This is a genomic window from Dokdonia sp. R86516 (genome assembly GCF_044596715.1).
Lineage (GTDB): Bacteria > Bacteroidota > Bacteroidia > Flavobacteriales > Flavobacteriaceae > Dokdonia.
The window spans coordinates 1,011,148-1,026,605 of the sequence record NZ_CP138998.1 but is presented as its reverse complement, the minus strand read 5'-3'; the positions used below and the strand labels follow the sequence as shown (position 1 = coordinate 1,026,605).

18 protein-coding genes are annotated in these 15,458 nt (G+C 37.9%); 16 read left to right on the top strand and 2 right to left on the bottom strand.

The features are described 5' to 3' along the window. The first annotated feature begins 17 nt into the window (after nucleotides 1-17). From atpB to SJY23_RS04690, 16 genes are all read left to right on the top strand, one after another. Nucleotides 18-1,208: a F0F1 ATP synthase subunit A gene (gene atpB, locus SJY23_RS04765; RefSeq protein WP_035335150.1), complete on the top strand. Its 1,191-nt coding sequence runs from the start codon at nucleotides 18-20 to the stop codon at nucleotides 1,206-1,208. Nucleotides 1,209-1,248: 40 nt separating this feature from the next. Next, entirely contained in the window at nucleotides 1,249-1,473 is a 225-nt protein-coding gene (gene atpE, locus SJY23_RS04760) for an ATP synthase F0 subunit C (protein ID WP_275450825.1), read from the top strand. A 97-nt stretch (nucleotides 1,474-1,570) separates the two neighbouring features. Then, nucleotides 1,571-2,071: a F0F1 ATP synthase subunit B gene (locus SJY23_RS04755; protein ID WP_396597648.1), complete on the top strand. Its 501-nt coding sequence runs from the start codon at nucleotides 1,571-1,573 to the stop codon at nucleotides 2,069-2,071. A gap of 22 nt (nucleotides 2,072-2,093) precedes the next feature. Continuing rightward, nucleotides 2,094-2,630: an ATP synthase F1 subunit delta gene (gene atpH / locus SJY23_RS04750; protein ID WP_396597647.1), complete on the top strand. Its 537-nt coding sequence runs from the start codon at nucleotides 2,094-2,096 to the stop codon at nucleotides 2,628-2,630. A gap of 62 nt (nucleotides 2,631-2,692) precedes the next feature. Continuing rightward, complete coding sequence (gene atpA, locus SJY23_RS04745) at nucleotides 2,693-4,270, top strand: F0F1 ATP synthase subunit alpha (RefSeq protein ID WP_035326318.1); 1,578 nt, start codon at nucleotides 2,693-2,695, stop codon at nucleotides 4,268-4,270. 121 nt (nucleotides 4,271-4,391) lie between these two features. Further along, a complete protein-coding gene (atpG, locus tag SJY23_RS04740) occupies nucleotides 4,392-5,255 on the top strand; it encodes an ATP synthase F1 subunit gamma (protein ID WP_396597646.1) in 864 nt (287 codons plus the stop codon). Nucleotides 5,256-5,453: 198 nt separating this feature from the next. Continuing rightward, nucleotides 5,454-5,984, top strand: coding sequence for a hypothetical protein (locus SJY23_RS04735; protein WP_396597645.1), 531 nt, complete (start codon nucleotides 5,454-5,456; stop codon nucleotides 5,982-5,984). A gap of 47 nt (nucleotides 5,985-6,031) precedes the next feature. Further along, a complete protein-coding gene (locus SJY23_RS04730; RefSeq protein WP_396597644.1) occupies nucleotides 6,032-7,495 on the top strand; it encodes a lipopolysaccharide biosynthesis protein in 1,464 nt (487 codons plus the stop codon). Between the two features lie 55 nt (nucleotides 7,496-7,550). Then, on the top strand, nucleotides 7,551-7,985 hold the full coding sequence (dut, locus tag SJY23_RS04725; protein ID WP_396597643.1) for a dUTP diphosphatase: 435 nt from the start codon (nucleotides 7,551-7,553) through the stop codon (nucleotides 7,983-7,985). Nucleotides 7,986-7,991: 6 nt separating this feature from the next. Beyond that, on the top strand, nucleotides 7,992-8,444 hold the full coding sequence (locus SJY23_RS04720) for a hypothetical protein (RefSeq protein WP_035335163.1): 453 nt from the start codon (nucleotides 7,992-7,994) through the stop codon (nucleotides 8,442-8,444). 39 nt (nucleotides 8,445-8,483) lie between these two features. Next, nucleotides 8,484-9,503 carry a sugar phosphate nucleotidyltransferase gene (locus tag SJY23_RS04715; RefSeq protein WP_396597642.1) on the top strand — a complete coding sequence of 340 codons (1,020 nt, stop codon included), beginning with the start codon at nucleotides 8,484-8,486 and terminating at the stop codon, nucleotides 9,501-9,503. Nucleotides 9,504-9,512: 9 nt separating this feature from the next. After that, nucleotides 9,513-10,895 (top strand): tetratricopeptide repeat protein, encoded by a 1,383-nt coding sequence (locus tag SJY23_RS04710; protein ID WP_396597641.1) that lies wholly within the window; start codon nucleotides 9,513-9,515, stop codon nucleotides 10,893-10,895. Continuing rightward, nucleotides 10,895-11,677 carry a DUF4292 domain-containing protein gene (locus tag SJY23_RS04705; RefSeq protein WP_396597640.1) on the top strand — a complete coding sequence of 261 codons (783 nt, stop codon included), beginning with the start codon at nucleotides 10,895-10,897 and terminating at the stop codon, nucleotides 11,675-11,677. Before SJY23_RS04710 ends, SJY23_RS04705 begins: the two co-directional genes overlap by 1 nt. Continuing rightward, complete coding sequence (locus SJY23_RS04700) at nucleotides 11,664-12,896, top strand: murein hydrolase activator EnvC family protein (protein WP_396597639.1); 1,233 nt, start codon at nucleotides 11,664-11,666, stop codon at nucleotides 12,894-12,896. The genes SJY23_RS04705 and SJY23_RS04700 overlap by 14 nt, the downstream gene beginning before the upstream one ends. A gap of 114 nt (nucleotides 12,897-13,010) precedes the next feature. Further along, nucleotides 13,011-13,520: a hypothetical protein gene (locus tag SJY23_RS04695; protein ID WP_396597638.1), complete on the top strand. Its 510-nt coding sequence runs from the start codon at nucleotides 13,011-13,013 to the stop codon at nucleotides 13,518-13,520. A gap of 112 nt (nucleotides 13,521-13,632) precedes the next feature. Next, a complete protein-coding gene (locus SJY23_RS04690; protein ID WP_013750728.1) occupies nucleotides 13,633-13,818 on the top strand; it encodes a CsbD family protein in 186 nt (61 codons plus the stop codon). Nucleotides 13,819-13,865: 47 nt separating this feature from the next. On the opposite strand, the gene SJY23_RS04685 is transcribed toward SJY23_RS04690, so the two are convergent. Continuing rightward, nucleotides 13,866-14,375 carry an acyl-CoA thioesterase gene (locus SJY23_RS04685; protein ID WP_035335172.1) on the bottom strand — a complete coding sequence of 170 codons (510 nt, stop codon included), beginning with the start codon at nucleotides 14,373-14,375 and terminating at the stop codon, nucleotides 13,866-13,868. 66 nt (nucleotides 14,376-14,441) lie between these two features. Then, a complete protein-coding gene (locus SJY23_RS04680; RefSeq protein WP_035335173.1) occupies nucleotides 14,442-15,377 on the bottom strand; it encodes an SPOR domain-containing protein in 936 nt (311 codons plus the stop codon). Nucleotides 15,378-15,458 lie beyond the last annotated feature (81 nt).

The following is a 15,458-nucleotide window of genomic DNA, read 5'->3' as shown; positions in this document are numbered from 1 at the left end:
TTATTGAAAATTTAAGAATGAAGGTAGCATCAAAATCAATCACACTTTTAGTATTAGTTTTTGTTCTTAGTATTCCCTTTTACGCTTTCGCGAAAGCGGATACTGGAAAGACTGGAGAAAAAGGAAATCCGGTTAATACTAAAGAGGAGGTAAAGGCTTACATACAGCATCACTTAAAGGATTCTCACGACTTCCATTTATTCTCAACTTTTGATGATAATGGGGTAGAGCACCACTGGGGTTTCCCGCTACCTGTTATGTTATGGGGAGAAAACGGATTTACTGCTTTTATGTCTTCAGAGTTTCATCATGATGATGAAGGTCAGGTAATCGTAACTAAAGGTGAAAGCCGCTTTGTGAAAAATCACGGTCGCATCTACGAGCTTGAGCCAGGAGCAACAAGTCTTACTTATGATGAAGATCACCACGCAACAAATGCTTCAAAACCTTTTGATCTTTCAATCACAAAAAGCGTTTTTGGTATTATACTAATAGGGCTTTTAATGTTAATCTGGTTCTCAGGATTAGCAAGACAATACAAGAAAAAAAATATTCCAACTGGATTTGCACGAGTACTTGAGCCTCTAGTAATTTATGTGAGAGACGAAATAGCAAAACCGAACATTGGGGAGAGCTACAGAAAATTTACAGGATACCTTCTTACAGTATTCTTTTTTATCTGGATACTTAACTTAGTAGGATTAATGCCATTTGGTTTTAACGTTACAGGTCAGATTGCGGTAACTGCAGCACTTGCTGTTATTACATTAGTGATTTATGTATTTAGCGGTAATAAGCATTTCTGGGGTCACATGTTATGGATGCCAGGTATACCTTACGTGTTCAGACCATTATTAGGTGTTATCGAGCTTGCAGGTACATTGGTTATTAAGCCATTCTCACTGTTAGTTCGTTTATTTGCAAACATTACGGCAGGGCATACTGTTGTTATGAGTCTTGTTGCTGTGGGAATCTTATTGCAAGATTCACTTAGCGTTGCGGGATCTACAATAGTATCATTATTCTTATCTGCATTTATTATGCTTATCGAATTGCTAGTAGCATTTCTACAGGCTTATATATTTACTACGCTATCAGCATTATTTATTGGTATGGCTGTAGCAGATGATCATCATGACGAGGAGTTGCATGATGAGCATGGTGAAACGATAGAGGATACAGAAGTTATTAGAAAGAACTTCACTTAATTAAGAATTTTTATTTGTTTAATTTTTTATATACACTATTATGTCTTTAGCATTAGTACAAGAAGTAGCACCAATGATCCCAAATTTAGTGGGAGCTGGTTTAGTAGTAATTGGAGGTGGTATCGGTCTTGGTAAGATTGGTGGAGCTGCAATGGAAGGAATTGCTCGTCAGCCTGAGGCTGCTGGTAAGATCCAGACTGCGATGATTATCGTTGCTGCACTTTTAGAAGGACTTGCATTTGGAGCACTTATCTTAGGATCGTAATCCAAGTCAACCTTAAAATTCAACTCCCTGTAACGGTTGGTTGCAGGAGTTGAATTTAATTAAACAAAGATTAAAAGAACAAAGAATAACTTTTGAGATGGAACAATTATTAGAGAATTTTTCACTTGACCTGTTTGTAAAACAAACAATCCTTTTTTTATTGATCATATTTTTGATGGTAAAATTTGCTTGGAAGCCTATTATGAATGCTCTTAACGAGCGTGAAGAAGGTATTCAAGGAGCTCTAGATGCTGCTGAAAAAGCAAAGCTAGATATGCAAAACCTTCAAGCTGATAACGAGAAGCTTTTAAAAGAAGCACGTGCTGAGCGTGAGTCTATGCTTAAAGAAGCTCGTGAAATGAAGACAAAAATGATTGATGATGCCAAGGCGGAGGCTAAGGTGGAAGCAGATAAAATGGTGTCACAAGCACAAGCAGCAATTGAGGCAGAGCGCAAAAGTGCTATCGCAGATCTTAAAGGTCAAGTGGCAGCACTTTCTGTAGAAATTGCAGAGAAGGTTGTTAAGAGTGAACTTACAAATAAAGGAAAGCAACTAGAACTCGTAGATGAGATGCTAGGTAATGCAACTTTAAACTAATAGAATTTAAGCCGCCATCACTATGAGTAGAGCAGCAATAAGATATGCAAAAGCAGTACTAGATCTGTCAAAAGATAATGGTACTATTGAGGCAGTTTTAAATGATATGAAATCTGTTACAGCAACGCTAGAGGAAAGTAAAGGTCTTCGCAATGCTCTTAGCAGCCCAATTATCAAGGCAGATGATAAGCGTGCCGTATTAAGACAAGTATTTACAGATGGAACAAAGGAGACTCTTGGTCTTATAGATGTTCTTGTTGATAATAAAAGAGCTGACTTGTTAGGAGGCGTAGCACAAAGTTTTATTACAGAATATAATAAAGCTAATAAGATAGAGGCTGCAACGGTAACAACAGCAGTAGCGTTAACACCAGAGCTAGAGACTAAGGTGCTAGCAAAAGTGACTGAGCTTACTGGAAGTACGAACGTTACTTTAACTAATGTGATTGATGAGAGCATTATAGGTGGTTTTGTGCTACGTGTAGGTGATACGCAGTACAATGCTAGTATCGCTAGCCAGTTAAGTAAATTAAAAAGAGAATTTAGTAACAGTTTATAAATAAACGGCTCATCGTGAGGTGAGAAAAATTTCGCGAAAGCGAACTTATAAATTTAGATCAAATGGCAGAAGTTAAACCAGCAGAAGTTTCGGCAATTTTAAAGAAACAACTTTCAGGTTTTGAAGCAACAGCTTCCCTTGACGAAGTAGGAACAGTACTAACTGTGGGTGATGGTATCGCTCGTATTTACGGACTTGCAAACGCACAATATGGTGAGCTTGTAGAGTTTGAAAGCGGTCTTGAGGCAATTGTTCTTAACCTTGAAGAAGATAACGTAGGGGTTGTACTCTTAGGTACTTCTTCATCTATTAAAGAAGGTGATACCGTAAAACGTACACAACGTATCGCATCTATCCAGGTAGGTGAAGGTATTACTGGACGTGTGGTAAACACGTTAGGTCTTCCTATTGATGGAAAGGGACCTATCGCTGGAGAAACTTATGAGATGCCACTTGAGCGTAAAGCGCCTGGTGTTGTTTTTCGTGAGCCAGTAACAGAGCCATTACAAACAGGTATTAAGGCAATTGATGCTATGATACCAGTAGGTAGAGGGCAGCGTGAGCTTGTAATTGGTGACCGTCAGACAGGTAAGTCTACTGTTTGTATTGACACTATCCTTAACCAAAAAGAATTTTACGATGCTGGTGAGCCAGTACACTGTATATATGTAGCTATTGGACAGAAAGCTTCTACTGTTGCACTTATTGCACAGGTACTAGAAGATGCTGGAGCAATGGCATACACAACTATCGTAGCGGCAAATGCATCAGATCCTGCAGCAATGCAAGTATATGCACCATTTGCAGGAGCTGCAATTGGAGAGTACTTTAGAGATACAGGTCGTCCTGCATTAATCATTTATGATGATTTATCTAAGCAAGCAGTTGCATACCGTGAGGTATCACTTCTTCTTCGTCGTCCACCGGGACGTGAGGCATACCCTGGAGATGTATTCTTCTTACACTCTAGATTACTTGAGCGTGCTGCAAAGGTGATTAATGATGATGCTATTGCAAAAACAATGAATGACCTTCCAGATAGTCTTAAACCTATCGTAAAAGGAGGAGGGTCACTTACTGCACTTCCTATCATTGAGACACAAGCGGGTGACGTATCTGCTTATATCCCTACAAACGTAATTTCTATTACAGACGGGCAGATCTTCTTAGATGGAGATTTATTTAACTCTGGTGTACGTCCGGCTATTAACGTAGGTATCTCGGTATCACGTGTAGGAGGTAATGCACAGATTAAGTCAATGAAGAAAGTATCTGGTACACTTAAGCTTGATCAAGCAGCTTTCCGTGAACTAGAAGCGTTTGCAAAGTTTGGATCAGATCTAGATGCTGCTACCCTTAACGTAATCGAAAAAGGAAAGCGTAACGTAGAGATACTTAAGCAAGCAGAAAACACGCCATTTACAGTAGAAGATCAAATTGCAATTATTTATGCAGGATCTAAAAACTTATTACGTGACGTGCCTGTAAACAGAGTTAAAGAATTTGAAGCAGAATATATCGAGTTTTTAAACGCAAAGCACAGAGGTATCCTTGATACACTTAAGTCTGGAAAGCTTACAGATGAAGTTACAGATACACTTGTAGCAGTAGCAAAAGACCTATCTGCTAACTATAACTAGTAGAATTTCGCTTTCGCGAAAAATATAATTCAACAACTCCCGCGCAAGCGGGAGACTTGTCAAAATTAAAGACAAATCGTGCCTAGCAAGTCTTACTTGTAAACACGGGAATTTATACAAGATGGCAAACTTAAAGGAAATAAGAAACAGAATTTCATCAGTATCTTCTACGATGCAGATTACCAGTGCTATGAAAATGGTATCTGCTGCAAAGTTGAAGAAAGCACAAGATGCAATTACAGCAATGCGCCCATATTCTGATAAGCTTACTGAGCTTTTACAGAACTTAAGTGCAACGCTAGAAGGAGATTCTGGAAGCAAACTCGCAGAAAATCGTGAGATTAATAAGGTACTTATTGTAGCTATTTCATCAAACAGAGGTCTTGCAGGAGCTTTTAATACAAACATTATTAAAGGTGTAAATGCACGTGTTGCTGCAAAGTATGCTGGCAAAGAAGTGCACCTAGTAACCTTAGGTAAAAAAGCAGATGCTATACTTGGTAAGACTTTTAAGGTAATCGAAAATAACAATGATATTTACGATGATCTTACTTTTGATAACGTATCAGCTATTGCAGAAGATTTAATGGCTCGTTTTGAAGCTGGTGAGTATGATCGTATAGACATCATTTACAACAAGTTTAAAAATGCAGCAACGCAAATTGTTACTCCTGAGCAGTTTCTACCTATCGTAGCAACCGTACAAGAAGAAACAACTGCCACTGCAGATTATATCTTTGAGCCGTCTAAAGAAGAGATTGTAGAAGGATTAATTCCTAAAGCATTAAAGACACAGCTTTTTAAAGGTATAAGAGACTCTGTAGCATCAGAACACGGTGCACGTATGACTGCGATGCACAAAGCAACAGATAACGCAACAGAGCTTAGAGATGCGCTTAAATTGCAATATAACAAAGCACGTCAGGCGGCTATTACAAACGAGATACTCGAGATTGTAGGTGGAGCAGAAGCTTTGAATAACTAGTATTGATTTAAAATATCACTATTATAACTCATAGAGTAAACCCCAATCGGAAACGGTTGGGTTTTTTTATTGCATATTTACTGAGAGAATACAGATAGTAGTGAATAGTTATGCTTAAGGATTTATTTGATTTTCTTAATAATAATCTTTACTATCTTTATGGCAAGGGTTTTGAATATTAACCCAAAACAACCAATTATGAAAATGTACAAACTACTAGCGCTTTTAAGTATAGGTTTTTCCTCTTTATTATTAACCCAATGTAAGTCTAGCGCTGTGTCAGAAGCTCAAGAAACTATGGTACTATCTCAACCATCCTTTGCATCAAGTCCAGCATATTATAATACGTATGTGGCCGGTATGGCTCAAGCAGGCTCGGGAGTAGAGTTTTATTTAGATATAGAAGCATTAGAAGCAGATGTGGTGTTAGAAAACGTATATTATCGCGAAAGCGTAGGAAAATTTATGCGTGGTAGTGATAATTATGTTGCTCGTTTTAGAACGGACCAAGCTCGCAATCAAGATCTAGTGATGTCTGATAATGTAGAAGATGAGGCGGTAAATACTCCTCCTGTTCAAAAGGAAGCATTTCCTTTTGCCTTGTTGCCTTCCGAAGCTGGTATAACGTATCGTGATAATGGCGTACTTAAATACGCTAAAATCACAAACGTTATAAAGAAAGATACTAAAGCCTACCCTAGTCAGAAACCACGTGGTGGTCGTAACTAGTTGCTAGTATAATTTCTGTACTTTTGGCTACTTAAATACAAAATTATTTGAGTTCTCTTAAAAGCCTTTTCAAACACACCTTTGTGTATGGTCTAGCGACGGTATTACCGCGCGTGCTTACGGCTTTACTCACACGTCTCTATACTGGATATTTACCAGATAAGGAGGCTTTTGCAGAAGTGACTATTGTATTTTCTTATGTGATGATACTCAACGTGCTTCTTACGTATGGTATGGAAACCGCTTTTTTTAGATTTTTTAATGATGATAAGTATAGTGCTAAGACACTATCTACATCGCTTATAGCATTACTAGTTTCTACCGTTGTATTTACAGTTATTGCATTTTTGGGTATTGATACGCTATCTCAAATCTCAAATGTTCCCGCTGTATACTGGCGATGGGTCATCCTCATTATTGCATTTGATACACTCACCGTGATCCCTTTTGCATACATGAGAGCGCAAAAGAAGTCTGGAACATATGCATTTATAAAATTGCTCAATGTTGTTATCTCAACAGGACTCTCTGTAATTCTTTTAGTATGGCTGCCTGGTTTAGATGGTGTTGCTAGTTGGTTACCCTCAGACAAGATAGAACTCCTTTTTATTGCGCTTTTCTTACCAAGTGTGCTCACTTTTTTAATCGTAATCAAGCCATATTTTGTAAAGTGGTCTTTTGATGCAGACTTGTGGAAAAAGATGCTTACCTATGGAGCGCCTGTATTACTGGCAGGTTTAGCTTTTACCATTAATGAATCTTTTGACAAGATTCTATTAGAAAAGTTACTACCAGAAGACATCGCCAAAGGGGAAGTGGCTATTTATGGCGCCTGCTATAAATTATCTATTGGTATGACACTGTTTGCTACTGCATTTCGAATAGGGATTGAACCTTTCTTTTTTAGCGAAGCAAAAAATGAAAATGCACAAGTCATGTATGCTCAGATTACAAAGGCATTTGTAGTCTTAGGCTCTATTGCATTATTTGCTTATGTGGTCCTCGTAGACGTTGTAAAAGTGATGTTGCTCGATGGAGAAGAGTACTGGGAAGGCATGTACATCGTGCCACTTATTCTCGTAGCATACCTGTTTTTTGGAATTTATCAAACGCTGTCCGTTTGGTATAAAGTGACAGATAAAACTAGATATGGCGCTTATATTTCAGTTGCAGGGGCATTACTTACCATAGTGATAAATGTCTTACTCATCCCAAAAATAGGATATCTCGCCAGTGCCATTGCTACCTGTAGTGCTTATGGATTAATGATGGTCGTATCTTATCTCATGGGACGTAAACATTTGGCAGTTCCTTATGATGTAAAAAATATACTTTTGTATCTAGTCATGAGTATTGCATTTTCTTGCCTTTTCTTCTATGGTTTTAGAGATTATTTTGGTGTTGGGAGCTTACCATTGTATCTTGTAGGAGTCGGTATGATTGTAGTTTTAATAGGCTTTATTAGCTTTCGCGAAAAAGAGCTTTTATTAAGATTGTTAAAAAGAAAATAAAGTCAACTCTTAGTTTAATAAAAACACCGCAGCTGCGGAATTGAAATAGATTATAATGAAGATTAAAGTCATTAATAAAAGTGCACACGCACTTCCTCACTATGAAACCATTGCTAGTGCAGGAATGGATTTACGTGCAAATATCACAGAGTCAATCACGATAGGATCATTAGAAAGAGCCATCGTTCCTACCGGGATATTTATGGAACTTCCTATAGGTGTTGAGGCGCAAGTAAGACCACGTAGCGGACTAGCTGCCAAAAAAGGGATCACCGTACTCAACGCTCCAGGAACCATAGATGCAGATTATAGAGGAGAAGTAGGAGTAATTCTTGTGAATCTATCTAATGAACCGTTTACTATTGAAAATGGTGAACGCATAGCACAGATGGTAATTGCAAAACATGAGCAAGGACAATGGGAAGAAGTGACAGAACTTTCAACCACAGATCGTGGTGAAGGCGGTTTTGGGAGTACAGGGTTAAAATAGATATCTATGAAGAAATTTATAACTTTATTTATAATATTAATATCATTTAGCCTTAATGCACAGTCTAATCCTGAGCAAATTATTGAGGATTTTTTTAGTGACTATCAGTCCAAAGGTGTGGTTCAAGCCATTGACAATATTTATGCAAGTAATCCTTGGATAAATACTCAAACTGACGCAATAATTAACTTAAAGAATAAAATGAGTGACCTCACCGAGGAATACATTGGTAAACTGCACGGTCGAGATTTAATAACTAAGAAAGAATTTTCGGATAAATATGTGATTTATACATATTTAGTAAGATATGATAGGCAACCTGTAAGATTCACCTTTGAGTTTTACAAGCCTAAGAATGAATGGCGTATACATTCATTTAAATATAATGGGGATGAATTTGAGTCAGAACTTGAAGAACTAACCAGATTGTACAATTTAGACTTAGAGAATAAAAACTAAGTAATCCATATAAATGGAATAAATAAAGATTTATAAAAGATGAAGATAATAGTACCAATGGCCGGACTCGGCTCGAGATTAAGACCACATAGTTTAACAATCCCTAAACCACTTATTCCTGTTGCAGGAGCACCTATCGTGCATCGTTTAGTGCGTGATATTGCAAAAATTTTAAAGCAGCCAGTAGACGAGATTGCTTTTATACTTGGTGATCCTACATTTTTTGGTGATACCGTAATTACACAACTCGAAGAGCTTGCAGAGAGTCTTGGAGCAAAAGCCTCTATTTATCGTCAGGGAGCGCCATTAGGAACTGGTCACGCTATTATGAGTGCAGAGCCTTCTTTAAGTGGTCCAGCAGTAATCGCATATGCAGATGCACTAATACGTGCAGATCTGGAGCTAGATGCAGAGGCAGATAGTGTAATCTGGACTAAGAAAGTACCTAATCCAGAAGCCTACGGAGTTGTAAAACTTAATGAAAAGGATGAGATTGTAGAGCTTGTAGAGAAGCCAGAAACGTTTGTATCTGACCAAGCTGTAATAGGAATATATTATTTTAAGGATGTAGCCGTTCTTAAAGAGAAGCTTCAAGAAGTGCTAGACGAAAATCTAATGAATGGAGGTGAGTACCAGATTAACGATGGTATCAAGAAAATGATGGCCGAAGGTCGTATTTTCAAAACTGGAACCGTAGATGAGTGGATGGATTGTGGTAATAAAGAGGTTGCCATAGATACTAATTCTAAGATGTTACAGTTCTTACACGATGAGAAGGAAGAGCAACTAATTGCAGATTCTGTGGTAAATGAGAATTCAACGATTATTGAGCCTTGTTTTATAGGTGAAAACGTAGTTCTTAAAAATTGTAGCATAGGTCCAGGTGTTGCGATTGGAGCTGGCACAACTATTGAAGATAGTACCATAAGCCATAGCTTAATCCAAAAGGATAGTGTTATTAAAAACGCACAGTGGACAGAAGCCATGATAGGTAATAAAGTGCAGTATAACGGGGAGCACACACGTGTAAGTCTTGGAGACTACACAGTGATGAAATAATCTAAAGTGATGAATAAAGGAATTTACATACTCATATTAACGGTGTTTTTTACGCTTTCGCGAAAGCGTATGAACGCACAGCAACCGCAAGAGATAACACCTTTTGCAGATGAGAATGTAGATGACTTAGGTGATGTGTCAGATGCTTTTCAAACCGCTTTTTTTGAAGCTCTTAAGCAAAAGGGGATTGAAAATTATGAACGCGCCATTACTTCACTAAATAAGTGTATCGCTCTAGAACCTGAACTTGCCATATTGTTTTTTGAAAGAGGTAAAAACCAAGTCTTTCTCAAAAACTATGATGAGGCTGCTTCAGATTTTAATACGTACTTAGATATTAAACCTAATGATGTAGATGTTTTAGAGGCGCTATATGAGGTCTACTTTCAGCAGCAGGACTATGAGTCTGCTGCCTCCACAGTAAAAAAACTTATAGGTTTTGATGTGCAGTATAAGGAAGATCTTGCGCGTATTTATACTAGCACAAAGCGATACGAAGAAGCACTTGACCTCATAGAAGAGCTCGATAATGAGATAGGTAGTGATATATATCGAGATCGCTTGAAAAGTAAATTATACAGACTTTCTGGTAATACGAATAGACAGGTAAAGGAGATAGAAAAAAACATTGCATCAAATCCAAAGAGTGAGGCAGAGTATCTCAAACTTATATTACTGTATAGTGAGCAAGGCGACACGCAAAAGGCATACGAAACAGCACTTGAGCTGCAAAAGGTAAACCCATATGCAGACGAGGTCCACCTAGCTTTATACAAGTTTAACCTTAATGATGGGAAGATTGATGACGCAATTAGCTCTATGCAAAAGGTACTTGAGAGCACTCGAATGAGTCCGCCAGCAAAGCATCGCGTGCTTAATGATTTTGTACTCTTTGTAAATAGAAATCCCAAGTACGAGCCAGCGCTTGAGCGAGCTATTGCAATTTTTGACACCCAAGTAGCAGATGCAAATATTTATCAAGAACTAGCTACATATTATATCCAAAAAGGAAATAAAGCGAAGGCTTTACCATACCTTACTAAAGCGTTAGATAGTGAGCCAGAAAATCTCGAGCTTATAAAAAATACAAGTTTATTATTGCTAGATGCAGGTGATTTTGAAAAAGTAGAAGATGTAGTGGCAGACGGTCTTGATTTATATCCATCGCAGCCGTTATTGTATCTTACTTATGGCGTAGCATTAAATAAACAGGGTAAGTTCAAAGCTGCTATTGATCAGCTGGAGCTTGGTGTGGATTATATTATTGAAGATTTGATGATGGAGATGGACTTTTACAAGCAACTAGGTGATGCACATACTGGTGATGGTGATGCTGTAAAGGCAGCTCGTTATTACAGTAAGGTAAAAGAACTTAAAGCACAAGGAAATTAATGAGGAAGCTAGGCTACATATTATTAGTAATAGTGCTCGCAAGTTGCGGTGGTGCAAAGAAAGTTACTACTACAGAGACAGTAGAAGATGTTTCATCTAAGCGTCTTGTAAAGGAATATTATAATAATGCGATAGATTTTACAACTTTTGACGCTCGTACAAAAATTAAGTATAGGGATAAAAAAGGAACTAAACCTACAGTTACTCTTACTATCCGTATTGAAAAGGATAAACAAATCTGGATGAATGCATCCTTGATAGGCTTTTCTGGTGCTCGTGCTTTAATAACTCCACAAAAAGTGCAGTTTTATGATAAGCTCAACAATCAATACTTTGATGGTGACTTTGCATTTTTAAGTCAGTATCTCGGTGTAGAAATAGACTTTTTCCAATTGCAGCGTTTACTTACTGGGCAAACTGTGTATGACTTGAGAGAAGGGAAGTATACGTTTAAAGAAACTCAAAATGGCTACGAGGTTACTCCAAGAAAGCAACTTGATGAAGTTAATTTATTTTTTGGGATTAATACTCAAAACTTTGTTACTCAAGAACAACGCATAGAGCAAAAGGATAATGGAGGATCACTTGATATTGCATATGGTGATTATAAAGAAGTAGGAAATAAAATCTTTCCTTTCTTGCTAGATATCCTCGCAGATGATGGTAAGAATCAATCACAGGTTCAAATTGAGTATCGCGATATTGATTTAAACGGAGAAGTACGCATGCCATTCTCTATTCCTTCTGGTTACCAAGAAATCAAGCTCAATGCAAAAAAGTAAGTTAGCATACACCTTTATTGTAAGCTGTTTCTTGACGTTGTTTATGTCTCAAGCAGTCTTTGGGCAGAGTGCAAAGCAAAGACAGCTAGAACAACGCAGAGAGGCTCTTAAAAAGGAAATGCAGCAGTTACAACGCTTGCGCGAAACAAATAAAAAGAAAGAAATATCTATCCTTACACAAGTAGAAGATCTAGATACAAAAATTAGACTGCGATCAGACCTTATTAAAATCACTAACAGTCAGGCCAACTTGCTCACTCGTGAGATTAATGAGAATCTCGAGAAAATGGAAAACCTACGCAAGGAGCTTGCTATTCTCAAAGAAGACTATAGTGATATGATACGTAAGTCTTATAAAAGCAAGAGTGGTCAGAGTAAGATTATGTTTCTCTTATCTAGTGAGAGCTTCAAACAAGCATATAAGCGTACGCAATACATGAAGCAGTATGCAAATTACCGCAAGAAGCAAGGCTTGCAAATTAAGGAGCGCACCACACTTATTCAAGAAACAAATAAGAAGCTAGTAAAACAAAAAGGTGATAAGGAAGCCCTTATTGCAGAGAATCGTATAGCTAGACGAGAGCTTGATAAAGAGAAAGAACGTCAAGATGAGCTTGTAAAAGAGATTAGAAAAAAATCAAGTAGTTACATTGCCCAGATTAAAACTAAACAACGAGAGGCAGATCGCATAGATAGACAAATAGATAAACTCATTGCAGATGCTATTGCAGCGAGTAATAAAAAAGCTGGAAAGTCGGCTAGCAGTAAGACATTTGCTATGACTCCTGCAGAAGTTGCACTAGCTAAAGAGTTTTCTGGAAACAAAGGAAGATTAATATGGCCAGTAGTGAGAGGTAGAGTCACTCGTCGCTTTGGTAAATCTGCACACCCTACGCTACCTGGAATCACACTTACTAATAGCGGTGTAGATATTGAGACAGCACCAGACGCAGCAGTGAGAGCCGTGTTTGCGGGGGAGGTTACTCAAATACAAGATATGCAAGGAGGTACCATTACAGTTTTTATACGTCATGGAGATTATCTTACTGTCTATACAAACCTTAAGAGTATCAAGGTGAAGCAGGGCGACCAAGTTTCCTTTAAGCAAGAGATAGGACAAGTAACGCGCAATGCCTTTAGCGGTAAGAGTATTCTTAAATTTTCGGTACGTAAAAACACTTCAAAACTTAATCCAGCAGACTGGGTACTTAATATGTAATGTTATTTTTTACGCTTTCGCGAAAGCGTACTTCTAATATCATTTGGCACTTCATTTATATCTTTTGTAATAAGCTTAACATAAGCGTGTTGCATAAGTTTTAAATTTAGGGGTATGAAACATCTTAGCCTCTTGCTCTTAATTTTATTCGCTTCAATTATTAGTGCTCAAAACACTACAACCACGGCAGAACCTCGTTTTTCTCTAAACTCGATAGGTGCGCTACCTAGTAATGTAGGAGAACCCAATAAAGAATTTTATGATCAAACACGCACGCTACTTGTGGGTACATCTTTAGGTTATAAGTCTAGCTTGCAAGGTGGGATATCTAGGTCACGTGTAGGTAATGACGAGGTGCTTGAGTTTCCTCTTATTTTTAAATATCAAGCCACAAAAGGTATAAGTGCATACCTGGGCGTACAAGGACAAGTGGTGAGAGGACTTAATACTAATGGGGCGTTGTTTACAGAACTTTCTCCTACCATGGGAGTTGATGTGCAATTTACACCAGAGTGGGATGCAGGTATTCAGTTTGTGGCACCCGTATATCAAAATAGTGCTGCGCCTGCAGTAAGCTACGAGCTATCACACCCTATAAGGTTAAGAACGGGGGTTAAATTTTAGTATTTACTAGGCTTGCAAACTTTAGCACAACCATAACACTTTTTAATACTCTCTTATTACAATAAAGCGCTCATTAAAAGTAATTTAGTGGTGAATTTAAAAAGAGAAGATTATGAACAGTACAGAACTAGAAGGAAAGTGGAATCAAGTAAAAGGAGATTTTAAACAGAAATACGGAAAGCATTTTGACGACGACGAGACATTTGCAGATGGAAAATTTGATGAAGTTGTAGGTCGTATCCAAGAAAAAACTGGAAAAACCAAAGAAGCTATTAAAGAAGAAGTAGAGAAGTGGTAAACACCACAAGCATAAAAAAAAGCCTCCAATTGGAGGCTTTTTTTTTGTTATATAAATAAAGCTTTAAGCTCTGTTGCGTCTTCTGGTTTCATCTTACCTGCGAGCACAAGAGATAGTTGCTTACGTCGCAGTGCGGCGTCATATCGTTTCTTCTCAAGATCAGACTCTGGAGTTACTTGTGGTACTAGAACTGGGATTCCTTGCTCATCTACGGCAACAAAGGTATAAATTGCTTCATTAGCCTGCGATTTTAAGCCGCTTTCACGGTCTTCTATCCACACATCAATCACTATCTCCATAGAGGTTCTAAAAGCGCGAGAAATCTTTGCTTCTACAGTTACTACACTTCCTAATGGAACCATGCGATTAAAGGCTACGTGGTTTACAGATGCAGTTACTACAATACGACGAGAGTGTCGTCTTGCAGCAATACTTGCAGCTCTATCCATACGAGCGAGTAACTCACCTCCAAAGAGATTACCCAAAGGGTTAGTCTCACTAGGTAGTACTAAGTCTGTTAGTATAGTTTTTGAATCAGTAGGCGTACGTGCTTCCATTACATTTCAATTTTGGCGCAAAGGTACGTCAAACTCGAAAGGTTAAAAATGAAAATGTGAAAAGGATTAATTCATTTCTTGTACAAGAAGCCATGCTTCTTTGTTATCTGTACTGCGTATTGATTTTAATGCAGCTAGTGCTTCTTGTGAGTCTGTATAGCTTCCATACACTACTTGATGAAGGCCATATTTATTAGTTCCTATCTTGCGAGCCTTAAAACCTTGTTCTGTAAGTTGGTCCACACGTGTTTGTGCATTTTCTTCCATACGGAAAGCTCCTGCAACAATGTGATAGCTCCCTACAGGCTTTGTAAGTGATAGCTTAATCGCTGGTAGCGGATTAGGTATCTCAAAAGTAGCTTCTTGAATTTTATCTTCAAGTTGCTCTTTTGCCTCTTGATGAGACACATAGTTATGCTGCTCTACATCTTTTACATAGTTAAATCCTACAGCGCCTATAAGTCCAAAAGCGATTACAGCCGCAGCTGCATACTTCATCCACGAGCTCGTTGCCTTGCGTTCTGGAGTAAAAGCTATAGGAGTTGTGCTTTCTAGAGCAGTAACTTCTTCTTTGTATACTTCTCTTAAAATCTCTGGAGAGGTAAATGAAGAAAGACCAAAAGAATCTGTAAGATAATTAAGGTGGTATGATGGCTCAAATTGTAACCTGCTTTCTGTGTCTAGAGAAAGAGTACCTATGTTTGATAGTGTTTGTGCTTCTCCCTTATGAAGACTGTCAAATAGAAAACGAACGTATGTTTTAATACGAGTACTCGCTTCCTCATGAGGGATCATCTCAGTTTTAGAAATATAATTTGCTAGCAATCCATCGCTATCTGTAAGTTGCGCGTTAAAAGAAAGTTTCTTCTTAGGCGGGTAGAAGGCATGGGTTGTTGAGTGAATCTGTGCACTCTGGATTTGAGTCAAAAAAGCCCCAAAACCAGGTAATATCACACATTCATATCTATATAATAAATCGCTTATGTACTGATCTAACTGCATAATTCAAAATTAATCAAAATGCATAACCCTCCAAGATTTAGTGATTTATTTTATTAACAGATATAATAGTTGTTACTTAGA

Coding starts and splice junctions, on each gene's coding strand:
- SJY23_RS04680 (WP_035335173.1), bottom strand. CDS start 15,377: ATGCAGTTAGATCAGTACATAAGCGATTTATTATATAGATATGAATGT.
- atpH (WP_396597647.1), top strand. CDS start 2,094: ATGAGTAGAGCAGCAATAAGATATGCAAAAGCAGTACTAGATCTGTCA.
- SJY23_RS04735 (WP_396597645.1), top strand. CDS start 5,454: ATGAAAATGTACAAACTACTAGCGCTTTTAAGTATAGGTTTTTCCTCT.
- atpA (WP_035326318.1), top strand. CDS start 2,693: ATGGCAGAAGTTAAACCAGCAGAAGTTTCGGCAATTTTAAAGAAACAA.
- atpB (WP_035335150.1), top strand. CDS start 18: ATGAAGGTAGCATCAAAATCAATCACACTTTTAGTATTAGTTTTTGTT.
- atpG (WP_396597646.1), top strand. CDS start 4,392: ATGGCAAACTTAAAGGAAATAAGAAACAGAATTTCATCAGTATCTTCT.
- SJY23_RS04720 (WP_035335163.1), top strand. CDS start 7,992: ATGAAGAAATTTATAACTTTATTTATAATATTAATATCATTTAGCCTT.
- SJY23_RS04685 (WP_035335172.1), bottom strand. CDS start 14,375: ATGGAAGCACGTACGCCTACTGATTCAAAAACTATACTAACAGACTTA.
- atpE (WP_275450825.1), top strand. CDS start 1,249: ATGTCTTTAGCATTAGTACAAGAAGTAGCACCAATGATCCCAAATTTA.
- SJY23_RS04705 (WP_396597640.1), top strand. CDS start 10,895: ATGAGGAAGCTAGGCTACATATTATTAGTAATAGTGCTCGCAAGTTGC.
- SJY23_RS04700 (WP_396597639.1), top strand. CDS start 11,664: ATGCAAAAAAGTAAGTTAGCATACACCTTTATTGTAAGCTGTTTCTTG.
- SJY23_RS04755 (WP_396597648.1), top strand. CDS start 1,571: ATGGAACAATTATTAGAGAATTTTTCACTTGACCTGTTTGTAAAACAA.
- SJY23_RS04715 (WP_396597642.1), top strand. CDS start 8,484: ATGAAGATAATAGTACCAATGGCCGGACTCGGCTCGAGATTAAGACCA.
- SJY23_RS04690 (WP_013750728.1), top strand. CDS start 13,633: ATGAACAGTACAGAACTAGAAGGAAAGTGGAATCAAGTAAAAGGAGAT.
- dut (WP_396597643.1), top strand. CDS start 7,551: ATGAAGATTAAAGTCATTAATAAAAGTGCACACGCACTTCCTCACTAT.
- SJY23_RS04710 (WP_396597641.1), top strand. CDS start 9,513: ATGAATAAAGGAATTTACATACTCATATTAACGGTGTTTTTTACGCTT.
- SJY23_RS04695 (WP_396597638.1), top strand. CDS start 13,011: ATGAAACATCTTAGCCTCTTGCTCTTAATTTTATTCGCTTCAATTATT.